This is a genomic window from Vibrio diazotrophicus, from assembly GCF_038452265.1.
In the GTDB taxonomy this organism is placed as follows: domain Bacteria; phylum Pseudomonadota; class Gammaproteobacteria; order Enterobacterales; family Vibrionaceae; genus Vibrio; species Vibrio diazotrophicus.
In genome coordinates, this window is the sequence record NZ_CP151843.1 from 164,936 (window position 1) to 191,210 (window position 26,275).

General features: G+C 41.8%; 23 protein-coding genes and 1 pseudogene. 8 read left to right on the forward strand and 16 right to left on the reverse strand.

The annotated features are described in order from the left end of the window. Positions 1-150 precede the first annotated feature (150 nt). Complete coding sequence (locus AAGA51_RS16085; RefSeq protein ID WP_081878651.1) at positions 151-690, forward strand: L,D-transpeptidase family protein; 540 nt, start codon at positions 151-153, stop codon at positions 688-690. A gap of 35 nt (positions 691-725) precedes the next feature. Here AAGA51_RS16085 and AAGA51_RS16090 read toward each other — a convergent pair whose 3' ends face one another. Together AAGA51_RS16090 and AAGA51_RS16095 are read right to left on the reverse strand one after the other, a co-directional pair. After that, positions 726-1,046 carry an antibiotic biosynthesis monooxygenase family protein gene (locus AAGA51_RS16090; RefSeq protein ID WP_042481350.1) on the reverse strand — a complete coding sequence of 107 codons (321 nt, stop codon included), beginning with the start codon at positions 1,044-1,046 and terminating at the stop codon, positions 726-728. Between the two features lie 38 nt (positions 1,047-1,084). Further along, the gene (locus tag AAGA51_RS16095) at positions 1,085-1,576 is read right to left on the reverse strand and encodes a DUF1993 family protein (RefSeq protein WP_042481347.1); all 492 of its coding nucleotides are present in this window, start codon (positions 1,574-1,576) and stop codon (positions 1,085-1,087) included. Between the two features lie 183 nt (positions 1,577-1,759). Here AAGA51_RS16095 and AAGA51_RS16100 point away from each other — a divergent pair, with 183 nt between their 5' ends. After that, positions 1,760-1,984, forward strand: coding sequence for a ParD-like family protein (locus tag AAGA51_RS16100; protein ID WP_042481345.1), 225 nt, complete (start codon positions 1,760-1,762; stop codon positions 1,982-1,984). After that, positions 1,977-2,762 carry a type I methionyl aminopeptidase gene (gene map, locus AAGA51_RS16105; RefSeq protein WP_042481343.1) on the forward strand — a complete coding sequence of 262 codons (786 nt, stop codon included), beginning with the start codon at positions 1,977-1,979 and terminating at the stop codon, positions 2,760-2,762. Before AAGA51_RS16100 ends, map begins: the two co-directional genes overlap by 8 nt. A 188-nt stretch (positions 2,763-2,950) precedes the next feature. Here the strand turns inward: map and AAGA51_RS16110 are convergent, their stop codons facing one another. Both AAGA51_RS16110 and AAGA51_RS16115 read right to left on the reverse strand, forming a co-directional pair. Then, on the reverse strand, positions 2,951-3,319 hold the full coding sequence (locus tag AAGA51_RS16110; RefSeq protein ID WP_042481340.1) for a VOC family protein: 369 nt from the start codon (positions 3,317-3,319) through the stop codon (positions 2,951-2,953). A gap of 66 nt (positions 3,320-3,385) precedes the next feature. Next, positions 3,386-4,087, reverse strand: coding sequence for a helix-turn-helix transcriptional regulator (locus tag AAGA51_RS16115; RefSeq protein WP_042481610.1), 702 nt, complete (start codon positions 4,085-4,087; stop codon positions 3,386-3,388). A 250-nt stretch (positions 4,088-4,337) separates the two neighbouring features. On the opposite strand from AAGA51_RS16115, the gene AAGA51_RS16120 reads away from it, so the two are divergent. The 3 genes from AAGA51_RS16120 (at position 4,338) to AAGA51_RS16130 (ending at position 7,137) form a co-directional block, all read left to right on the forward strand. Further along, a complete protein-coding gene (locus tag AAGA51_RS16120) occupies positions 4,338-5,312 on the forward strand; it encodes a DUF1852 domain-containing protein (protein WP_042481337.1) in 975 nt (324 codons plus the stop codon). Positions 5,313-5,343: 31 nt separating this feature from the next. Further along, positions 5,344-6,375 (forward strand): methionine synthase, encoded by a 1,032-nt coding sequence (locus AAGA51_RS16125; protein ID WP_042481334.1) that lies wholly within the window; start codon positions 5,344-5,346, stop codon positions 6,373-6,375. A gap of 147 nt (positions 6,376-6,522) precedes the next feature. Then, positions 6,523-7,137 carry a 3'-5' exonuclease gene (locus AAGA51_RS16130; protein WP_042481331.1) on the forward strand — a complete coding sequence of 205 codons (615 nt, stop codon included), beginning with the start codon at positions 6,523-6,525 and terminating at the stop codon, positions 7,135-7,137. Positions 7,138-7,230: 93 nt separating this feature from the next. Here the strand turns inward: AAGA51_RS16130 and AAGA51_RS16135 are convergent, their stop codons facing one another. The 5 genes from AAGA51_RS16135 to AAGA51_RS16155 all read right to left on the reverse strand — a co-directional run bounded on the left by AAGA51_RS16135 (position 7,231) and on the right by AAGA51_RS16155 (position 13,775). Next, positions 7,231-7,599, reverse strand: coding sequence for a hypothetical protein (locus AAGA51_RS16135; RefSeq protein ID WP_042481327.1), 369 nt, complete (start codon positions 7,597-7,599; stop codon positions 7,231-7,233). Between the two features lie 62 nt (positions 7,600-7,661). Beyond that, entirely contained in the window at positions 7,662-10,064 is a 2,403-nt protein-coding gene (locus AAGA51_RS16140) for a putative bifunctional diguanylate cyclase/phosphodiesterase (RefSeq protein WP_052404549.1), read from the reverse strand. 9 nt (positions 10,065-10,073) lie between these two features. Beyond that, positions 10,074-11,105, reverse strand: a complete 1,032-nt coding sequence (locus AAGA51_RS16145) for an ABC transporter substrate-binding protein (RefSeq protein WP_042481324.1) — start codon at positions 11,103-11,105, stop codon at positions 10,074-10,076. A gap of 399 nt (positions 11,106-11,504) precedes the next feature. Then, positions 11,505-12,995 carry a cell envelope integrity protein TolA gene (locus AAGA51_RS16150; RefSeq protein ID WP_042481322.1) on the reverse strand — a complete coding sequence of 497 codons (1,491 nt, stop codon included), beginning with the start codon at positions 12,993-12,995 and terminating at the stop codon, positions 11,505-11,507. A gap of 177 nt (positions 12,996-13,172) precedes the next feature. Next, a complete protein-coding gene (locus AAGA51_RS16155) occupies positions 13,173-13,775 on the reverse strand; it encodes a hypothetical protein (RefSeq protein WP_042481318.1) in 603 nt (200 codons plus the stop codon). Between the two features lie 271 nt (positions 13,776-14,046). Between AAGA51_RS16155 and AAGA51_RS16160 the strand changes: the two genes are divergently transcribed. Then, positions 14,047-15,786: a hypothetical protein gene (locus tag AAGA51_RS16160; RefSeq protein WP_042481315.1), complete on the forward strand. Its 1,740-nt coding sequence runs from the start codon at positions 14,047-14,049 to the stop codon at positions 15,784-15,786. Next, positions 15,779-16,411 (forward strand): hypothetical protein, encoded by a 633-nt coding sequence (locus tag AAGA51_RS16165; protein ID WP_042481313.1) that lies wholly within the window; start codon positions 15,779-15,781, stop codon positions 16,409-16,411. Before AAGA51_RS16160 ends, AAGA51_RS16165 begins: the two co-directional genes overlap by 8 nt. A 204-nt stretch (positions 16,412-16,615) precedes the next feature. Here AAGA51_RS16165 and AAGA51_RS16170 read toward each other — a convergent pair whose 3' ends face one another. From AAGA51_RS16170 to AAGA51_RS16200, 7 genes and pseudogenes are all read right to left on the reverse strand, one after another. Beyond that, positions 16,616-18,520 (reverse strand): putative bifunctional diguanylate cyclase/phosphodiesterase, encoded by a 1,905-nt coding sequence (locus AAGA51_RS16170; RefSeq protein WP_042481309.1) that lies wholly within the window; start codon positions 18,518-18,520, stop codon positions 16,616-16,618. A 523-nt stretch (positions 18,521-19,043) separates the two neighbouring features. After that, positions 19,044-19,985: pseudogene (tehA, locus tag AAGA51_RS16175) on the reverse strand (dicarboxylate transporter/tellurite-resistance protein TehA). A 254-nt stretch (positions 19,986-20,239) separates the two neighbouring features. Then, the gene (gene astE, locus AAGA51_RS16180; protein WP_042481306.1) at positions 20,240-21,241 is read right to left on the reverse strand and encodes a succinylglutamate desuccinylase; all 1,002 of its coding nucleotides are present in this window, start codon (positions 21,239-21,241) and stop codon (positions 20,240-20,242) included. A 17-nt stretch (positions 21,242-21,258) separates the two neighbouring features. After that, entirely contained in the window at positions 21,259-22,599 is a 1,341-nt protein-coding gene (gene astB, locus AAGA51_RS16185) for an N-succinylarginine dihydrolase (protein WP_042481305.1), read from the reverse strand. A gap of 163 nt (positions 22,600-22,762) precedes the next feature. Continuing rightward, the gene (astA, locus tag AAGA51_RS16190; RefSeq protein ID WP_042481302.1) at positions 22,763-23,818 is read right to left on the reverse strand and encodes an arginine N-succinyltransferase; all 1,056 of its coding nucleotides are present in this window, start codon (positions 23,816-23,818) and stop codon (positions 22,763-22,765) included. Between the two features lie 42 nt (positions 23,819-23,860). Continuing rightward, entirely contained in the window at positions 23,861-24,874 is a 1,014-nt protein-coding gene (locus AAGA51_RS16195) for an arginine N-succinyltransferase (RefSeq protein ID WP_042481299.1), read from the reverse strand. A gap of 242 nt (positions 24,875-25,116) precedes the next feature. Next, positions 25,117-26,085, reverse strand: coding sequence for a GlxA family transcriptional regulator (locus AAGA51_RS16200; RefSeq protein WP_255209352.1), 969 nt, complete (start codon positions 26,083-26,085; stop codon positions 25,117-25,119). Between the last annotated feature and the right edge of the window lie 190 nt (positions 26,086-26,275).

Genomic DNA, 26,275 nt, shown 5'->3' on the forward strand with positions numbered 1-26,275 from the left:
GTTTGTTTGCTTTTCGACTGACAGAAACTGCGATAGATTGAGCAAAGTCTGGCTATCATTGATAGAGAATGACAACTAAAAACGTGGGACTACATTGGTTAATAATGACCCACGCTCAACATTAGACACTGACTCAACCTAACGACAAACATGCAGCGACTACTGATTTCATTCCTTTCATTACTGATAAGCTGCACAGCCTTTGCTCAGGGCAATGTGTTACGTGGCCCGTCAATTAAAGCTCACTTGTCCAAGACTGAAGTGGGGAAAGTCGATTTGGTCAAAGTCGATAAGTCCAAACGCCGTATGTATCTCGTATCCCAAGGCGAAGTGATTAAAGAGTATCGCATCGCTTTAGGGAAATCTCCGCGCGGACATAAGCAGCAGGAAGGTGACCAGCGGACACCGGAAGGGCGCTACTATTTGGATGACATCATGCCAAGTAGTCAGTTCTATCGTTCGATGAGTATCAGTTATCCGAATCTAAGAGATAAATTGCGCGCACAGGCCGAGGGCGTTGACCCCGGCGGTGAAATAAAAGTGCACGGCTTAAAAGATGGCTATGATGGAGACCCACAATTCATTCAAAGCTTTGACTGGACAAATGGTTGTATCGCCTTAACCAACCAAGAGATGGACGAGTTTTTAAGCCTAGTGAGAATTGGGACGCCGATAGAAATTGAATGGTGATTTAAATCATAGTTCTTTTAAGTTATCGAGATTGGTTATGCCTGCGCTTGGAATGGTTGTAGGTAATCATCACAGACTTCAAGCTTATAGGCCGTCTTCGAACTCAGCAGACAATCATGCATTTTTTGACGAGAGACCTTATAGAGTTCATCGCTGATAACATGATCTTTTTCCCATTGTTCTCTATTGGGCCATTGTGCATACCCGACGAAAACATTCGGTACATCCGACTGATGAAGCCGAGAGCCAAAGCTACCACAATGCTGATAAATGGCTTTGGTCACCTCTAGCCATGATTCCCGAAATACGGCTTCACTTCCCTCTTTAACTTCAAACTCATATACAGCGATGAACATGATCCTTTTCTCCTTTAGTGCCAATTTAAGGTGCGAACCTATCGAATGAAGCTAAAGCCATTCGGATAGGAATGTAAACCATCAAAATCCCCTTTGCTTAGTGGAACGCCTTCTTTCCTTGCTATTGCATATACCATGCTGACATGGAACATGTAGTTCGGAACTATATAACTGAATATAAAACGGCTTTGAGGAAGGTTGATGTTGTTGAAGCCCGCAGAATCTGAAAGCAGCACGCTATCGTCGAGCTCCGTCACTTCTGGGAATTCATTTAATAACATATGAACGTCTGAAATGAGACGAAGAACTTCCTCTTTCCCAAGTTGAGAGCTCGTACAGGAAATCACATCTTTTCCGATTAAAGGGCAATACCCCCTTAAAAGAAAGTTCGCGGCTATTTGTGCATTCATCTCAAGGGAGAACATACCTTCCGTTAGGGAATCCGCAAATAACTCTTCCGGCACTTTTTCAACAACAACTTTTAGTTGTTCCAGATAGCCTAAGAACAAATTTTTAATTGAGTTTGTCATTTTTCCACACAAGCCCTTAGAGGAAACTATCTATATAAAACTAAGAACATAGTCTGCTATAAGGAAAAGCAGGTCAACGTCTAACATGCTCTAAAAAGAACATCTAGCTTAGATCCTTCAGATTTGACACAGCATCCAAAATAATTACACTACGTATACGATTTATATATTAAGTGTATGTTTATGGGCATTGTTAAAATTTCAGATGAGCTTCATGAAGAACTTCGCAAAGCAAGTTCGGTTATGTCACGTTCAATTAATTCACAAGCAGAGTTTTGGATCAAAATGGGCATGTTAGCCGAATTACACCCTCAACTTTCATTCAATCAAATCATTGCGAATCTGATGCAATCAGCGAATGTTTCTGCTTCAAATGTTTCGACGGCGGAAGAGTACACTGATGCGTAAGGAAGTATTGATTAAATCAGAACAAGACATCGCTTTGATGCGAGAATCTGGAAGATTACTTGCTCAGGTTTTTAAAATGCTTGATGACTACGTTCAACCTGGCATTTCAACGATGGATATCAATAACAAAGTTGAGCAATATATCGTCAATGAACTGAATGCTCGTCCTGCAAGCAAAGGGCAGTATGACTATCAGTACGTCTTAAATTCATCCATCAACGAAGTGGTGTGCCACGGAGTACCAAAAGAGACTGAGATCCTAAAAAGTAGCGATATTATCAACCTAGATATTACTCTCGAAAAGAATGGATTCATTGCAGATTCAAGCAAAATGTATGTGATGCCTTCAGCCTCACCACTCGCGGTTCAGTTGGTTAACACAACTTACAATGCTATGTGGGAAGGGATTAAACAGGTTAAGCCTGGAGCCAAACTTGGTGACATTGGCTATGCAATACAACGATATGCCGAGTTTCATGGGTACAGCATTGTAAGAGAATACTGTGGGCATGGAATAGGTCGCGAAATGCATGAAGAACCTCAAGTGCTTCATTATGGCCTGCCAAATAGTGGACTCACGTTAAAAGAGGGGATGATATTCACTATCGAACCTATGGTTAATCAGGGTACTGCGAAAATAAAGACCAAGAAAGACGGCTGGACAGTGGTTACCCGAGATAAGAAGCTTTCTGCTCAATCTGAACATACGGTATTAGTCACAAGTTCGGGTTATGAAGTCCTGACGTTAAGAGAAGAAGAAAAGCTGCCTCAGATGTAAGCTCACTCTGAGACCTGAGTGGCGGAATATTCAAACATGCTCGGCGATGTAGAAAAACATCTGTTTCGATTCGACTTGCGGTAATGAAGAGTCAGCGCAGATTGGCTGACTCAATCGTTGAGCTTTTTGATGAAAGATCTCTTCGCGGTAGCGGCTAATAAACCTAATCACCAGTATAGAGCAGGTCGTTATTGATTAGGTACAAACAGGCGTATTCTGTGACCATCGGGGTCAACGGCAACTGCGCTAAGGCCAAAGACAACCTTTGTTGGTGTTTGGAGGAATTCAACGCCCTTCGATTGCCACTGGTTAAACAGATGGTGCAATGTCTCTGAGTCTTTAACTATCAGAGAGAGCTCCGTTCCGCCACCGGTAACCTTGGATATCGGGTCGGCTTGAGCTAACTGCTTCAGCTCAATATTGATACCCATTTTCAATGGGAAAGAAACAAACGTTGGTGATAAAACGTGTCCTTCACAATCAAATACATCGCTATAGAAGGCTTTACTGGTTTCAATATCTTCCACATACAAAACAAACGAATCAAATGTAAACATACATGCTCCAAAGGTCATACAGTAAGATTTGACTGTTAATGTAATGAACCCCAGTGACAGTTTTTGTCAGTAGCGTAATTTTGGCTGGCTAATCCCTTCTTCTTGTTGCCATTTTTTTAGCAACTCAGATCGATGCGGTAGGTACTTTTGTTCAAGTGTCTGCCAATCTTCAATTCTATCTAACCGAAAATTGCGAAACGCATTTCTTGTTTCACACCAAGCGACCAACACATAGTGTTGCTGAAACATACCAATCAATATTGGCCAGATTACCCGTGAGCTTGAGTTCCCTTTCAAATCTAGGTAGTTAATATTGGCTTTGTATTGGTGTTTGATTGCCTGTCGGATCTTAGACATATCAATGGTCAATTCTGGCACTTCAATAGTTGATGCAACACGCATGACTTCTTGGCTATGTTTGACCTTATGATCTGGGGGCAATACGGCTGAGATTTTTGCAATGGCGTTTTTAGCCGATTCGCTAAACTCGCCATTTGCTTGTTTGGAAATCCAATCAGCACCTAATAAAAGAGCTTCTAACTCTTCCATTGAAAACATCAGCGGAGGCAGTGTAAATGTTGGCTTCAATACATACCCAAGCCCCGATTCTCCTTCTATTTCAGCACCTTGTGTTTGCAGGGTCGCAATATCACGGTAAATGGTGCGCACACTGACATTCAGTTGCTCAGCCAGATGTTCAGCGGAAACAGGGTATTTATGACACCGGAGTATTTGCAGTAAATCAAACAGTCGTTGGCTTCTAGACATAAGTGCGAAGTATTCAGAAGAGTTGAGGGTTCTCAGTATCGTTACATTCCAAGGGATATGAAACAAGTAAACCGACCAAATTAGCTCTTGAGCAAATATTTTTCGCCTTATCCATCCGATCATGAATTTTTCTCACAATCAACATTAAGTAATAGCGTTATTAAACTTGTAGCACGCCAGTTATAACTAAGTCATGGATTTAACGAAAGATGATTTTGATTTCATCTAAAGCACATTGAAGATAACGCTCATGACTCAGAATTTTACGTTCACAATTAAAAAGACCTGTCTTGATGAGAATTATCGTCCATCAGACAAAACACGTATCACAACTAACTTTGCGAACTTAGCGCGCGGTGAAAACCGTCAGCAGAACTTACGCAACGCATTAAACATGATTGACCGCCGTTTTAACGAACTGGCGTGTTGGGATAACCCAACGGGCGATCGTTACTCGGTAGAGCTGGAAATCATCTCTGCGGATATCAAAATGGAAAATGCAGACGAAGCTATTCCATCTATTGAAGTGTTAAAGACTTATGTTGTTGATCGCAAGACGAACCAACGTATTGAAGGCATAGTCGGTAATAACTTCTCGTCTTATGTGCGTGATTACGACTTTAGCGTTCGTTTACTGGACCACAACAAAGGCAAATCGCAATTCTCAGTACCAGAAGATTTTGGCGAGTTGCATGGCAACATATTTAAGTCTTTCATCAAATCAGAGGCTTACCAACAAAACTTCGCCAAACCTCCGGTGATTTGTTTGAGCGTTTCAGACAGCAAAGTGTATAACCGCACCAACAACCAACACCCAGTTCTTGGTGTTGAATACGAGCCGAATGAGTCGTCATTAACGGAACAGTACTTCCAGAAAATGGGCTTACAAGTGCGTTATTTCATGCCGAAGAACAGCGTAGCGCCATTTGCATTCTTCTTCTTTGGCGATCTGCTGAACGACTACACCAATTTGGAACTGATCAGCACCATCAGCACAATGGAAACATTCCAGAAGATTTACCGCCCTGAAATCTACTTTGCCAACACAGTAGCAGGGGAGCGTTATCAACCGAATTTGAAGAGCAATGAGCACACATTAACAGACATTGTGTATGACCGAGAAGAACGCACTCGACTCGCCATTGAACAGGGTAAGTTTGCTGAAGAAGTCTTTATCAAACCTTATCAGTCGGTTCTTGAGCAATGGTCTGCTCAATACGCTTAATCCTTAACGAGACAGAAGAACAGCCAACATTATGACAAAATTATTCCCAACATCGACGGCAGGCAGCCTGCCGAAACCTATTTGGCTAGCTCAACCAGAAGTACTTTGGTCTCCTTGGAAACTAGAAGGACAAGAGCTGATTGACGGTAAACACGATGCACTGCGTGTCGCACTCCAAGAACAATTGCTCGCTGGTACAGACATTGTGAGCGACGGCGAGCAGACTCGTCAGCACTTTGTGACTACCTTTATTGAACACTTAAATGGCGTTGATTTTGAAAACCGCCAGACAGTGAAAATTCGCGACCGTTATGAAGCTAGCGTACCAAGCGTTGTCGGTCCTGTTTCACGACAAAAAGCCGTGTTTGTTGAAGATGCAAAATTCCTGCGTTCACAGACAGACAAGCCAATTAAATGGGCACTTCCAGGGCCTATGACCATGGTTGATACGCTGTACGATGCGCACTATAAATCCCGTAAAGAGCTAGCGCTTGAGTTCGCCAAAATTCTTAATGAAGAAGCAAAAGAACTTGAAGCGGCAGGTGTGGACATCATTCAGTTTGATGAACCTGCGTTCAACGTTTTCTTCGATGAAGTTAATGACTGGGGTATCGAGGCGCTGGAACGCGCAATCGAAGGTCTGAAATGCGAAACCGCAGTGCATATTTGTTATGGTTACGGGATCAAAGCCAATACAGATTGGAAAAAGACTCTAGGCAGTGAATGGCGTCAATACGAAGAGGTGTTCCCTAAACTGCAGAAATCGAATATCGACATCATCTCTCTAGAGTGCCACAACTCACATGTGCCAATGGAGCTGCTTGAACTGGTGCGCGGTAAAAAAGTGATGGTCGGTGCTATCGATGTAGCAACCAACAGCATTGAAACACCTGAATCAGTAGCAGCGACAATTCGTGAAGCACTGAAATATGTTGATGCCGATAAGCTTTACCCATGCACAAACTGCGGTATGGCTCCGCTACCTCGCGAGGTAGCACGTGAAAAACTCAGCGCACTCAGCGCCGGTGCTGAGATTGTGAGAAACGAGCTTTTAGCCAAATAACAACGCTTATTCACATCGAATTAAGTCAACTCTAAAGGTTATCGGTTAATCAATCGGTAACCTTTTTTGTTGTATCCAACTCGTTACCTTTCTTTTTCAATCGCTTTCGAAGATACTCTGGTACAAATTTTTTAGCCGGAAAACCTCATGCCTCAAGCCAGTTCTGTGGTCGTACTCGACTTTGAAACCACGGGCCTTTCTCCCAATCTCGGTGACCGCGCCATTGAAATAGGTGCGGTTAAATTAGTGGATGGTGAGATAGTTGATAGTTTTCAGCAACTCATGAACCCCGGCTTCAGAGTCAGCTCATTTATTGAAAGTTACACTGGTATCACTAACAACATGTTGCGCACAGCTCCAAGCTGCGACGAAGTAATGGCAGCATTTAGTGAGTTTATTGCTGATGAAAACCTGATAGCGCATAACGCTTCGTTCGATAAACGTTTTCTAGACGCAGAACTTGAGAGAATCAATTGCAGTTATTCAGGAGAGTTTGCTTGCTCTTTACTGGTGGCAAGACGACTGATTCCAGATGCACCGTCACACAAACTTGGCGAGCTTGTTCGCTATAAAAACATCGAGAACAACGGCGTTTTTCACCGGGCCTTAGCCGATGCACAAATGACAGCCCACCTCTGGCTTAGAATGGTTGAAGACTTAGAGCGAGCCGGAATCGTAAAGCCAAGCTTTGAGTTTATGCAAACTGTTAGTAAAACAGCGAAAGGGAAATTGAACCTATTACTTGCTAGAAGCCGTGTTTAATTAAAACCCGCAGAAAGCAAAAAGGCGTTAGCAAATTCGCATCTGCTAACGCCTTTATTACATCTTTAAGCGTAAAAATCACGCTGACTTTGATTATTCAACGTCGCAATCAGTACAACTTTGTAGTGCGATTTCGTGTTCAAAGACGACTGTATTTTCTTCCGATAGCTCTGCGATTTCATCCGCTACTTCTTGCTCGTCTTCCTCTTCAACTTGATTCTCCAGCTCTTCTTCAGAGTAGCCGTAAAAGTTCAGCAATAAGTAATCACGAGCTTCGTCTTTAGTACATGTCACGTTTACAGAGAGGTCTGGTTCAACGTCACCTTGCTCGATGATTGCAGCCACTTGCGCTAAAACATCTTCTTTCATCGCAGCTGTTAACCAACCAAGATCAGTACTTACTGTGGTTTTTTTACAGTTAAAACAAGGCAGTTGATGAAAGTAATATTGAAAGTCAGTCATAAGTCATTTCTTCTTTAAGTGTTATGTAGCGAGATAGTTTTCCAATCACTGGAAAACTTATCTCAAGATTCAGTTTTTTGAGGTCCACGGTTTCTTTTCTGGTTATCAAGTAAATTCGTTAACTCCTTCCAGCCTAGGGGTTTCGAAAAGTAGTAGCCCTGTACTTGATCACACCCTAGTCTTTTTACGTACTGGAACTGCTCTTCAGTCTCTACCCCTTCAGCTACCGTGGTAAGTTGATAGAGTGAGGCCAATTCCAAAATAATATCAACTAATGGACGATGCTTAGTTGTCGATTCCGATAGACGGTAAATAAACGAGCGATCTATTTTCAAGCAATCAACCGGATAGTGTTGGAGCTGAGAAAAGGCTGTATACCCAGTCCCGAAGTCATCTAATGATAGTGAAATCCCCAGACCTTTTAGTTTTCCAAGTCTGTCTATAGTTTTGTTGTCATCGGCGATTAAGCACGTTTCGGTAATTTCCAACTCTACTTGCTGTGGAGGGATTTTATGAAAATCCAGTAATTCATCGACTTTTGAAGCAAAGTTGTCATTTTTCAACTGCCATGAAGAAAAATTGATCGACATTTTGCCACTGTATTGCTGCTTATCGATTAATTCGCGTAAACATTCAAGAGATTTGTTTAAAACCCATTCATCAATACAACGAATTAAACCTGTTGACTCAGCTATAGGAATAAATTGGTCTGGCCCGACTTCTTTTAGCAGACTTTCTTTAGCTCTAATAAGCGCTTCTATACCAATAACTTCGAGTGTTTGGCTATCGTAGATAGGCATAAAATTTAGATAGAAATTATCATCTCTTAAAGCATTGCGTATGGCTTGTTCAATGCTCGCATGGAAGTAGATCTCTTCTTCAAGTGATTCAGAATAAAAATGAAAGCCATTTTTGCCACTTCGCTTTATTTGATACATAGCTGTATCTGCATACCTCATAAGTGTATCAGCATCTGTAGCATCATTCGGTGAGACCGCTACTCCCACACTCAGATTTACTTCAAGATGTCGCCCATCTACCCATAGTCCGTCTTTACATATATCGACAATGCGTTGTGCAACCTTCGAAATGATGTCGATGTTAGGTGGATGAGGTAGGATAACGGCAAATTCATCGCCAGCAATTCTAGCAACGTCGCTATACGTATTTGGGCGAACGATTAAGTCCTCCTTTCGGAAGCATTGACTAAGCTGCTGAGAAAACTCGACCAGAAGTCGATCACCCATGTAATGGCCATAAGTGTCATTGACTTCTTTAAAGTTATCGAGGTCAATGAAAAATAGTGCACATAATGTTGAATTATTCATCGCATCTTGGATATTACGCACTAATGCCGCACTGAATACGCTGCGGTTAGCAAGTCCGGTTAGTGGGTCTCTCTTTGCAAGGTAATTCAGGTCTTCCAACAACTTAATGTAGTTGTTATTCAGTGAGGAGACTTCATCATCATGAGGAACTCTCTTTAACGCTTGTTCATCGCCATCAATAGCCTTTTCTACCTGTTGAGTTAGGTGCTCTATTGGCCGAATTATCTGCTTTTGGATTAAGAGTCTTAACAAGTAAAAGCACACTAACGTAACGTTAATGACTAAACTGAAAATCGCTATTTTGTAAGGATTCAATAGCGTGTCGATATACGTTTCAGATACTTTGATTGTGGCTCTGACCAATCCGTTTTCTGCCGATGTAGCCAAGGAATCTGGTTGGGAATACGAAATTGCCTCAAGACGGTTCAGGGTACTAACGTTCAATTTGGTATTTAGCTCAAGCTTTGAACGGTCCGTAAAGTTGGCCAGGATATTGGGTAAAAAACGTTCACTTAGATTAAAGTGCAATGACATGACTGAGGTAAATAGTCGAGAGTCCTTTGAATAACTTGTATCATAAATCGATTTTTCAGGTGAGAAGCTTTTAAACACGTTCAGTTGATAAAGATCTCCCTTTATCTTTTCGATACTGTAACTGGTTGTTTCTATTATCGATGAATAATCTGAGCTTAATTGTCTATCAATAAAATTTAGGTGTGCCGCTAATAAACTGCTTTCATCAGCTTCAGAAAAAGGGTCTGTGCTATCAAAATAAAACAGCAGTTCTCCCGAACTGTTGGTAATTCTAAGCTGAATCGATTTTCCCGTGCTTTTGTTCACACTGCTAATAAATCGAGTGAGGTAGCCTTCTGCAGAGTAGCTTTGGTAACTAGATCGTTCCTGAGTTAAATAGTTTGCGACTTCTACACTGTTTAAAAATTGCTTAAGTAAGCTATCTGTCTCAATCAGCTCGGTGTTCAAGTTGTCAATGATTTGCCCTGTTTGGTATTGCAGTTTGTCTTGAAGGGCCTGAATTACAATGGATTTTTGTGATAAATAAGCCACGAAACCCGCAATAGTAAAAATCGCAATGAGAACAGGTAGAATGATTAAGTTTATACGTTTTGATAATTTCACTTACGGTGCTCACTGATTTAGAACGCTAATCATACGATTACGTAGTTTCATTCCTTCAACATCTATTTCGCGATACAAGTAACTTCTCTCTAGCACCTCTGGGTCAGGAAACAACTCCGAGTCAAGCTGGTATTCATCACTGGTTAGTTTTATTGCAGCATCGTTGGAAGTGGCATACCAAACAGACTCAGCATTAATCGCTGAAATATCGGGGCGATTGATAAAGCTCAAAAACTCAATTGTTGCCTGTTTAATGGGATGTCCTTTCGGGGCGGCAAAGCATTCATGCCAAATCAAAGTGCCTTCTTTGGGGACCACATAACTCCAATCTTCAACTTGCATTTGTTCATTGATTAAATAGCCTTCACCCGAATAGGCAAGCCCGATGTTGACTTCGGATTGCTGCTGATGTTCTAGGGTATAGCTGGCGGTGTTACGCATAGCCAGTATATGTGGCTTAACATTTTGTAGCAGATCAAACGCTTCCTTAAGTTGCTGTTGATCACTAGTAAAAGGATCATAGTTCAAAGCCAATAACGCCGCAGCTATGGTGTCTATATCATCAAGTGGAATTGTAATTTTGTTTTTATGTTCACTCCGTGGATTAAACAGTTCGATCCAACTGGTAACTGCACGATCGGTTTGCGAATTACGGTAAACAATACCCATAGAACCCCACATGTAAGGATTGCCACCTTCCCCACAACTGACCGTTGCTTGGTGGTTTAGGTTTTCGCGATGAGTAATTGTTGGTGATGCTAATGAATGAAATTTTCCAAGCCGATACATCGACTGGAGATTGATGCTATCAACGATAATCAAATCATAAATATTACCACGCCCAGTGTTGATAACCTCATCTCGAAGTAGTTCGTTTTCAAAAAATACCAGCTCAATACTGTTGCCAGTTTCCTTCTGATACGCATCAATCAACTCCGGCGATATATACTCTTCCCAAGTGTAAATCTTCACTTCTTCCGCTCTTACCGCAAGGCTCAATAGTAAGAGCCCCAAAAATTTGGATGAAAATGTCATATTCATTAAAACCGTCCTAAGGGGGCTAACTATCTACTCCAATTCTAGCAGCATAGCCGTGCTCTACAATCTGCAAGTGAATGACTTGTTAAGCACATCATTTTTCTATAAAAAATCAAAGACTCAGACAGCGACTGTGTTCAATTAGACAACAACTCAGTTATCTGGGGGCATTTTTTATTTCTTAACATGCACATCAACGGGCATTTGAGTGAAAGTTGTTGCCTTGTTTCTTTTATTCTAGAAAACAATACGCATGGAGAAGCTTTATATCCGCTGGCTCGATAAAGTGGGTCAGTTTGTGATAAAGGAAACCAGTCCTAGAACTCAGGTCTATAACCTTTGGGGAAGTCTATTCGTTTATGCCTTTGAATAGGAAGAACACACAAACAGCTCCCGTATATTTCACTGTTCAACCTTATGTATGACTGCTCCATAAGGACCAAAGACAGAGGGGTGGCCATCATTAATAAAGAACACGTTCGTGCCTGCTTCACCATCTTCCAATAGGAATACAATAATCATGGCACTTGTCGTTCTTTGCTCATAATAACGATAGGTCACATTCTTTTTAAAGATCTCATTGTTTTCAACTAAAACACCCCATTGGGTTATTTTTCTTGTTTTGTAATAACCCTCTGGATTGCTCTTGTAAGAGCCAGTACCGTCTTTGTTAAATATGTAGGTTTGATCGAAACCTGGCGTGTCTTCTTTTGTAAAAACATATTTACCAAAGAACTCTGCGGGAATCGATATGGTTGTTTCTGCGTAAGCATCTTTGTAATACATTTTTGTTATTCGAAGCGATGAAGGATGGTTACTTGGAGATGCGCTTGTCGCTTTTGCATTTGCACTCATAGCTACCGATTCAAGGGTTGGCTTGGGATTGGCTCGAGTCCATTGAGCCATTCTTCTTTCATTTTGTTCTGTTAAACGTTCAAGGGCACTGCTTTTACTGTCATCACAGCGGTCGCAGGCAGTGCACATATGCTCTCCTGGGCCCAAGTCAGCCTGAAAAAAGTCATTTAACACATCTTGGCAACGTTTGCTCCATTCACGCCTGAGGCTTTTATATTCGGCGTCCAAGCTTTTTTGCAAACTTGCTCGATCACTTTTCCACTCTACCAACGCCTTTTCGAGGGCTCTTTGTTCAGGCGTTTTAGAGGCTTCTATCTTCGCCAGTCTTTGGCGTTCTGCCTCTTCTTTTTCCTTTTGCAACTTAGCGGCTTGCTCGGCTTTTATGCGTTTTTCTTGTTCAATTTTTTGTCGTTCGTGTCTTTGTTCTTCAACCTTCTTCTGGGCCTCCAACTCTTTGAGTTTGGCAAGCCTTTCTGCTTCAATGCGGTTTATTTCATCCTGCTTTTCTTTTTTGAGTTGCCTTTCCAATACTAATTCATAACTTAGGATTGGTACGAATGCCGTTGCGTTAGGCATGTACACTTCAGTACCAAGAGCGTCGTTTGATAAACCTGTGACTAATCCACTAGTTCGGCTACCTTTACCATCCGAATAAATACTATATAAGGTGTTTGGCTTTAACACCGCTTTGATATGGCTTACGAATGAGTTGGTACTCTCACTTGGTTTAATACCTTCTTTAATGGTAATGGATGGCAATGCAAAAGAAATATTGTATTCACCCGGTGTAAGTTCCAATGAACATAAACCTGAGCGGAACTCGCACACCATTTCGTCATTGATATAAAAAGCAGATGGCACACCACCATTCACAAAATGCCAGTTTCTGTAAAGAACCAACTTTGCCTTACCGTTATCAACAATAGCTAAGTCAGACAGACTGAGATTACTACCTGTTGATACGGATGGATTCGTCGCACACCCAATTAAAAGCCCTAGTAATGCAGATAAAAGTACAGTTCGCATCGATATTAACATTTTCAACTCCATGAACAGTTATCATGCTGGAATAATTTCTCATCTAGCAATGACGTAGGTGACATTCTGAAGAAGTATAATATTTATCGATTTAGTGAATATATTTAGGATCAAAGTTACAACAATAAATAGGCAGTGATTATGAAATCTAAGCTATTTATGGTTTTTCAGTTGTGATTATTGTTTGTCCTGAATGGGCTTTTTTATACCGAGAAGGATTGTGCAATCGGAAACCCCAACTGAGAGAAAACTAGAACACAAAATAGCCTTCTCGGATAAGTAATGCAGCAATGCGTTATTCGTCGATTCATACTCACCTAAGCCGACATCCCCATGAGCAAGATAAATACCACCAACCACAGCGCCTAATTGCTGATATTTCATGAAATCTATTGCTGTCTCTTTGCTATTAAACGCGAAGAGACAGTCTGATGATTGATTCAAACTTCGGATGTCCGCTAAGTCCAGATTATTTGGCATTTCTTTCGATGCCAATTTATTAGTTAAATTAATAACAACGTCTCTAATGACTGTTGAATCCTTTTTAGGATTATCGAACACAACAAGTTCAACATGATGCAACAGACAAATTTTTGATAATTCAGAATGTTGTTTAAGAGAAAGACCAGATACAAATAGGGCGTCAAGCCGGATGTGAGATAAAGTCGACTCTGTAAGTTCATTTGTTGCAATAGAATACCCATTTTCTAGGGAAGCTAATTTAGGTATACAGATAGCTATTTGTAACTCATCAGCGACAGATTCGACGGGTTCAAACATTGTGATCTCCTGCTTGAATGAAGATGATAGCGGCCAGCTTTTGCAGCGTTATTTAGATAGTGGCTATACTACTCTGTCAAAGAGAAGAGACAAGCGTACTTTCGCTCGTAACTTGATCAAGCTAAAAGTATCAGTTAATCAAATGGTTAAATGAGTCAAAAGTCTTTTTTACGTAATGTAAATATGTTAAATGTGTCTTCATGTGGTTCGCTAAGTCATTGAAAAAGGAGCAAGCTTAGCGAAATTTAAGTGACGGACATAGGATTGTTGCATGCTCAAACTTATCTTATTAGCATTGGCCTTGGTGTGGCTAGTTTTAAGGCAAAAGACTAAAGACAACCCCGAAAAGACAAAAACAATAAAATGTCGAAGATTGCTTGGATACTCATTAACCATGAGTATCATTTGGATAATTATTAAAGGATTTGGCATTCCTCAAAACCAAATCCATGTTGAAGCTGCCTACAAAATTAACAATGGTTCAACGCAAGTCCTTTTTGGTTATTCTGAGAATCGTTTGATACCCGCCCTCCATGTTCCAAGGTTCTACACTTACAATTTTACTGATATTTACAAAGTTCATGATTCGGACAGAAAAGTTCTGAGTAAAAAGCATCCTTACGTAAAAGACCCTCTAATTTGGGTAAATTATTTTGGAGGAATGCTTATTTTGCTGCTTTTAACATTCTGGCTTACCAGAAGTCGAAAACTCGACGGCAAATGGGCCGAGGCGTTGGAGGCAGACCAAAAGAAGTCCTATGTTGAGTTTGAAGAGTGGGCAGAAGCAAACAAGGTACGAAAACTTCATTCTTTTAAGTTGTTGCGCGAGTCTGAAGAGAGACGTAAACGACTTGATGTTATTAGCGCCCAAAAGCTAGCCGTAGTCACCAAAGCGATTAAAGCGCGCGGTATTGAACCCGCTATTTTTTCGGGATTACAGAAGGTTAAAGATGCGGGTTTATCTACTTTACATGTAGTCGCGGAACACCTGACTCGTGGTGAGAATGAGTCCGTGGTTATGCAATATGGAGCGCTCTATCCAGAAGAGTTTGAAAAGCAACTATTAGAGTTAGCCAAACGCGATGCACAGAAAAAAGCGGACGGAACAAATACAGACACTAAGATGGATGTTGTACTAAGAACCGCCCGAGAAAATTTATATATATTTCCAACAAGTGCTTTGCAAATATTCTCACGTGAAACCTATCGCCAAGTAGATTCACTAGCAAGACTGGTGGTGGGCGAAGATTACCTTGCTGTTAAAGAATCTGATGCTTTGACGGATTCTATGACTAAACAGCAAGCCGTACTCCATATTCAATACGTATGCTCACTCGAGAGTGATGACTTCAAAGATCTCTCAGATGCCCCGTACCCTGTGGGTTACAGAGTTGAGGATAGTAAGAGCCAACTAACCAAAGTGTTTAATGGTAAGAAAGTTTCAAGGACTCCGATTTCAGCATTTTACTTTGGCGTTAAAGCCCATTGGAAATTATTGATAAAAGGAGAGGTTGTAGATAGCGGGGAATTAAGAAGTATTCCTGATCCTAATATCACCGATTACGCTTTCCCAAGTTTAAAATCATTTGAGGGGGAGAGTTTAATGGATGCTCGCGAAAAATACTTTACCGCACTTGCGCGAACCAATATCTCATCACTGGTATCACAGATACAGGGTAAGCCTGCCAAGAAAGATCTTTCCGCTGCAATTGATAAGGCGAAATACAACAAGTACAAAGCCAAAGCCGACGAAACGAAGAAGCTGCTCAAAGAACTTGAGGATGCACTTAGAGATGAGATTAAGTCCGAGACACAATATGAGGCGGCATCAATATTGACTCAGAAAATCTATGAAAAATATAAGGATGAGGTAGACGCCTTGGCCTTCTCTATTATCGACAATGACGTAGACCCAGAAATGACTTTATTTATTTTGGATGAGTTAACCGAGCTGTTCCCTGAACTTGGAGAGTATGTTTCAGGCCTTGGAGTGGAGGTGTTCAGTGATTAGATTCATCTCAACCTTTGCTTTATTGATGACTGCTCTACCTGTTAAAGCTGAGTCGAAGCTTTATGAAATTTTGAAAGAAGGGTTTTATGGAGAGGTCGGGTCGCAAATAGCAAGCTTACCCGGTCTCAAACAGCTTCAAGAACTAGAAGAAGCCAAAAAATACAAGCTTGTAACCAATAAGCCACATAAAGGCAGATTGAATTATAAGCCTGAGCAAGAACATAAAAATGCTTGGATCTCATTATACGGAACACAACGAAGCATCAGACTCTTTGGTGATGCCTCTTTACCCGTAGGGCAGCACACGGTATTTGTTACTCCTTCAGACACAAACTTGATGTACTACAAAGGAAAAGTTGTGATTAAAGAAGGGCATTCCCAAGAACTTACCGTCCCCAAATTCTATGCACGCAACATGCTGTTTGAATTCAACATTACCACCACTCCGAAGAATGCAACAATTAGGGTAATGAATATCAAACCTAAGTATCGATACGGGATGAAACTTCCTTTTAAAGAAGAAGGTTATGAGATCGAAATATCTAAACGTGGATATAAAACCATTCGAGATGTGGTCAACCTAAATTCGGAAGGGCAGCATTTTCACTATACCATGAGACGTTAAGAACGTAAGAAATAGCGCTTAGCAAAGTGGAAACGTTAGTCTACTCTAGAGGTTACTGGGTATTAAACGGTAACCTTTTTATTGTATTCAATTCGTCAACTTTCTTTTTCAGGAGCTTTCAAAATTCATCATGTACATTATTTTTTAGTATGAAAACTTCATGACTCAGCGCATATTTAACTTCGAAGCCAATAGCCTTTAGTGTTACTTATTAATTTTTCTCTGTTTCTCTTGTTCCAATATATGGACAGCTTCTTTAAATGAGACAGGTCTGCTAAATAAATATCCCTGATAAAAATCTATACCACTTTGCCCAATTAATGCTAATTGCTCATCAGTCTCTATACCCTCTGCAATAACATTTGTTCCAATTGTGTGAGCCATTTTAGTGACAGCAGAAACAATGCTTTTGTCTTTGTCACAAGAGCAAATGTTATCAATATAGGACTTATCAATTTTAATATAATCAATCTGCAGATTTCTAAGTACAGCAATGGATGAAAAGCCCGTACCAAAGTCATCGACAGAAATCATTACTCCGGCTTCTTTGGCCTGAATAATACGGTTAGTGAGCTTGGTAATATTTGAAATCATTGCAGTTTCAGTTATTTCTAAATGAACATTCGCTGGATTAACCGAATATTTATTCATAATGAACTGCAAGTAGCTAATAAAATCATCATCTTCCAACTGAATTACAGACACATTAATCGAGATAGAAATCGACGGATGTGTTTTATTCATATCCGCTAATGCCTCAATAGACATTTTCAAGATTAACTGTCCTAGTTCAACAATCAATCCATGCTCTTCTGCTACTGATATAAACTCGGCTGGCGAGATGTTTTTATTCTCAAGCTTCCAACGAACGAGAGCTTCAAATGAATGAACTTCTTGATTGCTACAACGTACTATAGGTTGGAAGTTCATGAAAAAGTTTTCAGCGCCAATGGCTGCTTTTAAGTGATAACGCAAGTATTGATTTCGTTGCTGATCTTCTTGAATTTTTGTGTCGTAACAGCAAACTCTTGTGTTGCTTTTCTTTCCCTGTGTAACGGCTAGATAAGCATTTCTCATGGCTTGATTGATCGAAATGCTGTCATCTCCAATGTAGTAACCAAAATAATAATCAGGTTTAACTCGGATGTTATCTAGTTGAAAGTAAACGCTTAATTGCTTTTTTATTGTGGCAATAAATTTTAAGATCTCTTCTTCGGTATTTACTTTTATGTGGATGGTAAACTCATCATTGCCGTATCGGGCTGAGCAAGTGTCATAAAATTTATCGATGTTTTTTAGAACCTCACCGACCTTGGTGATAATGTGGTCACCGTATTGGTGACCATAGTTCTGATTAACATTATGAAGTTTTTCTATATCTATATGTACAAATCCATTGAGCGAGCGGTGCTGATTGTTTTTGGCTTTTATTAGAGTTATAGCAGATATGAAACTCTTTCGGTTAAGCAACCCCGTCAACATGTCACGCTGCTCAAGCATAGATATTTTTTGATCTTTGTTGTGAGAATCAATTTCTAAATCTGATGCGATTGCTTCTACTTTTGCCTGACTGTCTATAAGAGAGAATATAATCCGAGAACTTTTTACGGCTGTTATACATAGAGCTACACCATAGAGTAGTCCCATAAGTCCAAGGCTTTCTAGGCTTGGGTCTCCGGACATAATTAGCACGACACTGTATGGGAAAATGGTCAGTGAAACATAAGCTATCGCAGAGCGAAGGTCACAGGACAGCAAGGTAACGCTACCGCCAGACATGCCGCAAAAAATAATTAATGACAGCATAGTCTCTTTAGTCGACATACTCTGGTGAAATAGATATGGGTAAAAAGCCCAGGTAAGGCCTGCAATCACGACACCAACAAAGTGCAAATCGAGCTTATGTTTATTGTCATTTGAAAAATAAGAATGAACAAAATATCTAAAAGCGGTAACTGAAATTAATAAGATTAACCAACATAATTTCTCTTGTCCTATAACGGTTCCATACATATCAGTCATTACTAAAGTAAAAGCAATCACTATGTTTATTGCCAGTAAGACAGGAAGATTTGCAGATAAAATCAACAAACGTTGGTACTTGTACATCGAAGTTATTCTCTGAAGCATAGTTATAAGAACTCGTGAAACATCATCCATGAGGTTTTGGCTTCACAAGTAAAGGCTAATATATAATTGAATGGGTAAAATTACTCATTCATAAACTATATCTAATGTAACACTCTATTAAGTAATAACAATATCTTATGCTTTATATTTATATTACGTAAGTTGATAGCTAGAGATTTTTTTTGGTTAATGTTTAACCGCATTTGTTCAGTAAAGACGAATAGGGCAGTAATTAATAGTAGAGTCGGGCTTTTAATATTTTCGTTTGTGAAGTGTATAAAGCTGAAGATTTGTACAAGTGTATAGGTGATGAGTGATTGGAATAAGTTGTGCGGCAAATAGAATAGGCGCAAACCACTTATACTAAGCTGGTTACGCCTTGAGGAAGCGATATAAACCAATTTGGCTATGCACTCACTTTAGTAAGCATGAACCCAATTGGTCGATCTTCAATTCGATGGAATGCTAAGCGTGCAAATATAAAGGGGCGTTAGTCAAACATCTATCTTGCAACGAAAATGCGTAACGTTCGGATACTAAGATAACCAATAAACAGATTCGCACCGATAAACACAGGTATCGCAATTAACTCTGCTGTGCTTACTCCTGCCAGCGCTAGCTTTAACCCACTCACAGTTGCTGACGCAATACCAAATGTGTAAGCCCAATAAGATGGAGCGAACGATTCGGCGCCGAGCCATTTGCCTAGCCGAATCCCCAGTAGAAGCTGATAGAGTCCATAGCCCCACAGCATTAATATCCAGTGGTCATGGCTTGATGGTTCGATGGCAAGCCAAGCCATTGCGCATACAACGGGCGGCGCAAACTGAATGCCAAGTAATGGTCGCTGAGCTGAAGGTAGCTCATTTTCTTGCCAAAGACGTTGAATAATCAATGACTCCAATGCCAGCCATGAAAACATACCGGCTCCCAAAAATAGCCATCCCCAATCTGGATAACCAAGTGAACCGAGTGCAGCAGCACTAGTAAAGTTTCCAGCAACGGTAGGTAAATACAGCGTAGGCACAGAGTCTATTTTTTGCCGATATCCCTTCCACAGAGCCCCATTGTGTCAAAGCGAAAAGAACAGATGCCACATTATTCCTACAGCGGTTAAAGCCCACGCTAAATGACGTGAATAAGGTTGAACTGCAAGGACTATTAGTAATGTAGATATACCTATGAGCGCAGGAGTGCTTCCCTGTACTGGGTGACGAAACTCTTCGTAGACCGCAGAAGGAGTGCGAATTGCTTGTGCTATATAGGTGAATAAAAGCAGTAGCCATACCAATATGGCTACTAAAAGCAGAGTTTCGCCGATTATTGAGGGCAATTCCCAAAGGGAATGAGCAACACGCCAAGATTGACCCAGACCGGAAAGCCCAAGCACCATACCAAAATAAGAAGCAGGAATCGTCGTACGAGGGCGGGGTTTATTGGGCATGCTTATACTCTTAGGTAGCAGAAAATAGATAGCAAAAAAACGCCGATCAAATCATAAACAAGGGCTAATTGCAAAAGGCTTTGTTCTATTAAGGTTTTGCCGAATCTCAAAGACAATCGCATACGGATTCATCAGAACGGGTGTCTGTAAAAATCAAATGTTGAGGCAAATACAACGAAGCGCAACTTGTCATTTCATATTCAATCTTGAATTCAAAGTGACAAATTGCGCTTAGAGGAAGTGAGATTTGATAGTTAAGCTATCCAGTCATTTAATGCGGTTTGAGTGAGCATTAAACCCGCTCGTAGACCCGGACGAACGCCGCTGTTCGGGAAAATCAGCCACTCTTGATCTTGTTCAACGCGGTACTCTTTATCGCCGTCGGTAGCAAGCAAACTGCCTTTTTCGAATGCGGTGAAGTTCTGCACGCTTTCGGCAAAATTCAGTTCAAAAGCTTCGGTTAGTTTAGTTAGCTCTTGGCTGACTTTATAAACCGGCATTTTTGGTGCGCTGTTGTCAGGGCAAGGAGTGCCTGTTGTGAGGGCGATTAAGCCTTCTTTGATACCAACAAACTGAGAAAGATCGTTTTCGCCAAATGGCAGTGCTTTACCTAGCTCTAAAGTGCAGCTTTGGGCACCGCAAGTTTGGCTGCTGAAGTAGCTGAACGTTGCTGCTGGAGCATGGTTGATCACCAGCGCTTCTAAGCCGACATTACGTAGCCATTCGATCATTTCAGGTTGATACTTACCAGATTCTACATAAGGAAGTAGACCAAATCGCAAATGGAAAGACGGCTTTCTTGCGGTATGCAGGTCAAAGTGAACGCGCTGAGTATTGGGTTGTTGTTCAAAGAACGAGATCACTTGCTGTTCAATGACTTGTGCGCGACGAGTTTCTTCACACGCTTCATAGTTGGCATGCTTACCACTGAATAAGCGGTTCATGTCCACTTCTAGGTAGCGGTCACCTGTGCGCATCGCTTCGAGGTTACCAAGAATGACTAGCAAGCGAACATTCAAAGAACGTCTCTCTGCTAGAAAATCCTGAACCAACTCAGAAACAATCTCGATAGGCGCGGTTTCGTTACCGTGAATGCCTGCGGAGATAACCACACTTTTCGATTGTGGGCTATCTGAGAACGCTATAGGTTCGAAAGCGATAATACCTTGCGCCGGACAATTCCAACGCAAAGTGGCGGTTTCACCTGATGCAGGGGAAAAGGCTTCCCCTGATAATGTCTGTTTTAAAAAATCCATTTCCAATAAATCCTTGCTTAGCGTTGGAATGGGTAGATTGAACCAAGGTTCATGATTTGAGTCAGCTCATCCAGTGCAGTGCGGTTTTCAATCAGTAGCTGTGGGTCTGCCAAATCAGCTTCAGTCAGGCGATCACGGTAGTGTTTATTCACCCACTGAGTCAGCGAACCATAAAGCGCATCATTCATTAGTGCATGCGGGTTCGCGGCTTTAAGCTCTTGTTCGTTAAGAACAACACGCAAACGCAGACAAGCTGGACCACCACCATTACACATACTTTCGCGTAGGTCGAATACTTTCACTTCGTTGATTGGGCCACCGCTTTGGGTTAGCTCTGTCAGGTATGTCCAAACGCGCTCGTTCTTACGTGACTCTTCTGGAACCACAATTACCATACTGCCGTCAGCTTTGGTTAGAAGCTGGCTGTTGAATAGGTAAGTGCCCACTGCGTCTTGCACTGATACTTTGTTGGTCGGTACTTCGATTGGAGTAAATTCACAATCAAATTGGCCTAGCTTGCGGCGAATTTCATCAAACACAGGCGCTTGATTGAGGAACGCTTCTTGGTGATGGAACAGAACTGGACCGTTACTTACTGCAATCACGTCGTTGTGGAAGACGCCTTGGTCAATCACATCTGGGTTCTGCTGTAGGAATACGGTTTGTGATTCGTCTAACTGATGCAGACGAGCCACTGCTTCGCTTGCTTCACGCGTTTGACGAGCAGGGAAGATTTTAGGTTCAACCTGACCACCAAAGGCTTGGCGACCATACACGAACACTTCAACGCCTTTGTCGCCATAGCTTCGACATAAGCGGTTGTGGTTCGCTGCACCTTCGTCACCAAATAGCATTTGCTGTGGTAGCGCAGCATGGTGAGCAAAGTGTTGATTATCAGCAAAAATCGCTTTTAACGCATTGCTGGTGGTTTGATCTTCAATGGAGCGGTGGAACTTGTTGTTGAGGTTCGCCACAGTGAAGTGAACTTTACCATCCGCAGTGTCCGCAGAAGGTGAAACGGTTGCCGCGTTGGCTACCCACATTGATGATGCTGAACTGACATTCGCAAGCAGTTGTGGTGCTTTTTTCGCAGCTTGAGCAATCACTTCTGCATCGGTACCTGAGAAACCTAAAGTACGCAGAGTGTGAACGCATGGGCGCTCTTGCGGAGGAAGTACACCTTGCTTGAATCCTGAATCTGCAAGGTTTTTCATCTTCGCTAAGCCTTGTAGCGCTGCGAGTTTCGGGTTTGCTACTGCGTTTTTGTTCGATGTAGACGCAACGTTACCAAACGAAAGACCCGCATAGTTGTGCGTTAAACCGACAAGACCATCAAAGTTAACTTCATAAGCTGACATAATTTTAGACTCCTATCAGCCTACTCAATGGGAAGAGTAGGCGAGGTAAACAGTTTGGGCAGGGTACGTTGTTATTGTTTGTCTACCCCAGCGACTTAACCGATAAATCTCTAATAAGTGTACCGATTAAGGCGCGAGGGCATTTTCTGCCATGAATATTCAATTACTCGGATTGAGCGAGCTCTTCGCGACACTCTTCTTTTGCAAACAGTGGCGCAACTCGAATCAAGTCGCCATTCGCAACATTTAAAATCTCTGCTTGTGCAGGAGACAGGGTAATTTCTGTTTCTGTACAAGGCTGACAACCAATGATGGCTCGATAATTACGGTAATCAAGGTTGCCAACAAGCAGTGTTGATTCTGTTTCGTGATAAGTATCTGAAATCAATACTTTACGAGTTTCACTTTCACGAACAATACGAAGATCTTTGGTGTACGCTTCAAGCGTAGGGCCTGCATCAAAAATGTCGATGTAGCCTTCATAACGCATACCTTCACTTTCCAGGATCTTACGCGCAGGAAGCGTGCTTTCGTGCACTTCTGCAATCACCGCTTTTGCTTCGTCAGTTAAGAAATCAACATACATCGGGTGCTTAGGCATAAGTTCGGCGATAAACGCTTTTTGACCAATGCCTGTCAGGTAATCTGCTTCGCTAAAGTCGATAGAGAAGAAGTGACGCCCCAAACTTTCCCAGAATGGCGAGTTACCGTTCTCGTCAGACACGCCGCGCATCTCAGCGATCAACTTGTCTGCAAATTTGTCTTCAAAGGTAGACATAAATAGCATGCGACTTTTCGACAGCAAGTGACCGTTCTTATCTTTGCGGTAATCAGGGTCTAAGAACAGTGTACAAAGTTCACTGTAACCTGTGTGGTCGTTGCTGAGGAAAAGCGTTGGCATTTGGGTATACACATTAAGCTCCTTTGACGCATGTACCAAAGTGCCAACACGGAAATCATACCAAGGTTCTGTTAGACCAATTGCGACTTCCACGCCACTGATACCAACCACTTGTTTACTTTCCGTATCTTCCAATACAAATAGATAGCCTTGATCGTGAATAGGTGCTTTCCCTTCCCATGTCTCGATCATACGCTCAATACGTGCTGCCAATCTCGCTTCATTGTTTGGTAGCGACGTAAAACCTACACCGGTTTTGGTCGCCAGTTTTAATAAAGCTTGCTTGTCATCCCTAGTGACTGGGCGAATTACCATCATAGTTTAAATTCCTTGTTATTTTTCCTGAAAAGAGAGAAGAGACTACAGGGCTAAGAACCACACCTTCTGGTGTTGAGTCAGGCCAACTTCTTCCATCAATTCTTTAGTAATGATCAGTCGATCCTCTGTTTGGTTCCCCTCGGCGATAAATGCACAGAAGCCTTTGGCTCCTTGGTAACCAACCAAGTATTGCTTTGTGTCAGCGTGAAGAGGTTCACCGACCAGTGACCCGGTTTTCATATTCAGACAAATAGGCAACGCATTGTGCGGAGCCGTCAAAATAGGGCCAGCATCGAAGATTTCTACATACTTGTCTGGCTCAAAACCTTGGTCATTTAAGAGCTGATATTGAAGTTCAGCATCTTGATGAACTTGTCCCATAACCGCTTGCGCCTCTTCATTAATCAGAGGTACATAGAGCGGATAATGTGGCATCAGTTCTGCAACAAACGCTTTGTCGCGTGTGCCGTTGTAATATTCGACTTGGTTGTAGTCCATGCCGAAAAATTTGCGGCCAACGTGTTCCCAAAAAGGAGCGCGGCCTTGGGTGTCTGCAATACCCGGCAGCACCGCCATCCATTCATTCGCGAATCGGTTAGAGTTCGCATTCATGAACATCAAACGTCCTAGCGTGATTAACGCCGGAGAAAGCGTGTGGCGCTGCGATGGATCAATATAAAAAGAGCACAGTTGAGAGTGGTCACTTAAGTCATGATTCAGCGTCAATGCGTGAATACGGCTGTGAACATTTAACTCTCGCGAGGAGTGGATAATGATGTCGTTGCGAAACGAGTAGAACGCCTGACGATATCCCGCTAGCGCGTTGATGGCTCCTGTGCCCAACAAATGCCCAGTGTCGGTCTCTTCTAATACAAAGAAGTAAGATTCTTCGCCCGGACAAAAAACGTCTTGTTCGAATGAGTAAATGGACTGTTCAATTTTCTGCAATAGGTGTTCACGCTTCGCTGGCAGTGTGCACACCATTGGGCCGCTATCTACCGCAAGCTTTTCTATGTTGCTTAAATCAGTCAGTTTGACAGGACGTAATACAATCATGGGTTTAACCTTATTTTGTATCTAACAACGCTTCTATTACTTACTCAATTGAGCAAGGCCAGTATCCGATTCTTACTCAGTACTCTTCGGCTCTGATAAAGGGAAACGTCATTGTGTTTGCCTCTGTGAACAGTTCCATCACTTTCAGAATACGCGACGAGTTGCGACATTACGTTCGTAAAAACGACCAGTTTTTATAGATTTTCACCTTTTGTTAACAAATGTGAGGTCGCTTTTTTACATTAATTCTTGGTTGCATATAAACGTTTTGACCTCTCTTCTCTGGGTGTGATTTCAAAATACGATTTATAAGCAGACGAAAAATGCGGGCCACTTGAGAACCCGCAGGTCAGGCCGATTTGTACCACTGACAAATTGGTGGTCTGTAGCAGATCTCGTGCTTTCTTTAATCTCAATTGCAGGTAGTAACGAGCCGGCATGGTGTCGAGATAACGTTTGAAAAGCCGCTCTAGCTGGCGTCTCGATACATGCACTAAATCGGCGATCATATCTGCTGACAATGGTTCTTCCAGATTGCTTTCCATCAGTGATATGGCTTTTGCGAGCCTTGGAGGCAGCTCGATGTTTTCCAGTCCTCCATTAGCCAGTTCATCTTCTGAAGTGGCATTTCGTTGTTGTGACGACTGTTTGTCTCTGTCTAGGTACAACTCATCAGCGACGGAACGTGCGGCCACTTGGCTTTCATCTTTGGCGAGATACACCATTAACAAATTGAGGCAGTCGGAATAACTCGCGCAGCTTGCCAACTTGGCGGACTGACGAAAGTGTTCGTATTGAACAGTAAGGTCTGGGTATTTTGTTTTTATTTCATCTTCCCAGCGCCAGTGAATCGCCCATGATTCATCGAGCCCAATGCCATTTTCCAGCAGCCAGAAACAGCCAGCCTGAACACTGATAATGAATGTGTTTTCTTGCTGATAGTAGTGTTGCAGCGCGAGCTGAGCGGTTTTCGATAAGGGGGCTTTTGGTTGTTGTTCACTGGCAATGATAAGCGCATCGTATTCGGAAATGTCTGCGAGGCTTGCTTGCGTGACCAAGGTGATAGGGGGGCTTGCCATCGAATGTGGTAAACCACTGATTTCGATATTTGCTCCTGCCTTTTCTCCCACATAGATAAGCTGGAATTTCTCTTCACCCAGAATTTTGTTCACCTGCGCAAAAGGCTCGGTGATCGCTCCCAACGTAAGCAAAGAGCATTCATTTGGGATGAAAATTCCAATTCTGTGCTGTGAAGAAGTTTTAGGCATACTTATGTCAGCGCATCCTGCTAATAGTAAGCACTCCATTTGTCCGCAGACTCGACCGCTTACATTCGAAAATCAAATCAACTGTTACCAATACTAAAAATGAATATTTGGGTTACTAACGAATAAATAATCA

Coding starts and splice junctions, on each gene's coding strand:
- AAGA51_RS16085 (WP_081878651.1), top strand. CDS start 151: ATGCAGCGACTACTGATTTCATTCCTTTCATTACTGATAAGCTGCACA.
- AAGA51_RS16090 (WP_042481350.1), bottom strand. CDS start 1,046: ATGTTCATCGCTGTATATGAGTTTGAAGTTAAAGAGGGAAGTGAAGCC.
- AAGA51_RS16095 (WP_042481347.1), bottom strand. CDS start 1,576: ATGACAAACTCAATTAAAAATTTGTTCTTAGGCTATCTGGAACAACTA.
- AAGA51_RS16100 (WP_042481345.1), top strand. CDS start 1,760: ATGGGCATTGTTAAAATTTCAGATGAGCTTCATGAAGAACTTCGCAAA.
- map (WP_042481343.1), top strand. CDS start 1,977: ATGCGTAAGGAAGTATTGATTAAATCAGAACAAGACATCGCTTTGATG.
- AAGA51_RS16110 (WP_042481340.1), bottom strand. CDS start 3,319: ATGTTTACATTTGATTCGTTTGTTTTGTATGTGGAAGATATTGAAACC.
- AAGA51_RS16115 (WP_042481610.1), bottom strand. CDS start 4,087: ATGTCTAGAAGCCAACGACTGTTTGATTTACTGCAAATACTCCGGTGT.
- AAGA51_RS16120 (WP_042481337.1), top strand. CDS start 4,338: ATGACTCAGAATTTTACGTTCACAATTAAAAAGACCTGTCTTGATGAG.
- AAGA51_RS16125 (WP_042481334.1), top strand. CDS start 5,344: ATGACAAAATTATTCCCAACATCGACGGCAGGCAGCCTGCCGAAACCT.
- AAGA51_RS16130 (WP_042481331.1), top strand. CDS start 6,523: ATGCCTCAAGCCAGTTCTGTGGTCGTACTCGACTTTGAAACCACGGGC.
- AAGA51_RS16135 (WP_042481327.1), bottom strand. CDS start 7,599: ATGACTGACTTTCAATATTACTTTCATCAACTGCCTTGTTTTAACTGT.
- AAGA51_RS16145 (WP_042481324.1), bottom strand. CDS start 11,105: ATGAATATGACATTTTCATCCAAATTTTTGGGGCTCTTACTATTGAGC.
- AAGA51_RS16150 (WP_042481322.1), bottom strand. CDS start 12,995: ATGTTAATATCGATGCGAACTGTACTTTTATCTGCATTACTAGGGCTT.
- AAGA51_RS16155 (WP_042481318.1), bottom strand. CDS start 13,775: ATGTTTGAACCCGTCGAATCTGTCGCTGATGAGTTACAAATAGCTATC.
- AAGA51_RS16160 (WP_042481315.1), top strand. CDS start 14,047: ATGCTCAAACTTATCTTATTAGCATTGGCCTTGGTGTGGCTAGTTTTA.
- AAGA51_RS16170 (WP_042481309.1), bottom strand. CDS start 18,520: ATGTACAAGTACCAACGTTTGTTGATTTTATCTGCAAATCTTCCTGTC.
- astE (WP_042481306.1), bottom strand. CDS start 21,241: ATGGATTTTTTAAAACAGACATTATCAGGGGAAGCCTTTTCCCCTGCA.
- astB (WP_042481305.1), bottom strand. CDS start 22,599: ATGTCAGCTTATGAAGTTAACTTTGATGGTCTTGTCGGTTTAACGCAC.
- astA (WP_042481302.1), bottom strand. CDS start 23,818: ATGATGGTAATTCGCCCAGTCACTAGGGATGACAAGCAAGCTTTATTA.
- AAGA51_RS16195 (WP_042481299.1), bottom strand. CDS start 24,874: ATGATTGTATTACGTCCTGTCAAACTGACTGATTTAAGCAACATAGAA.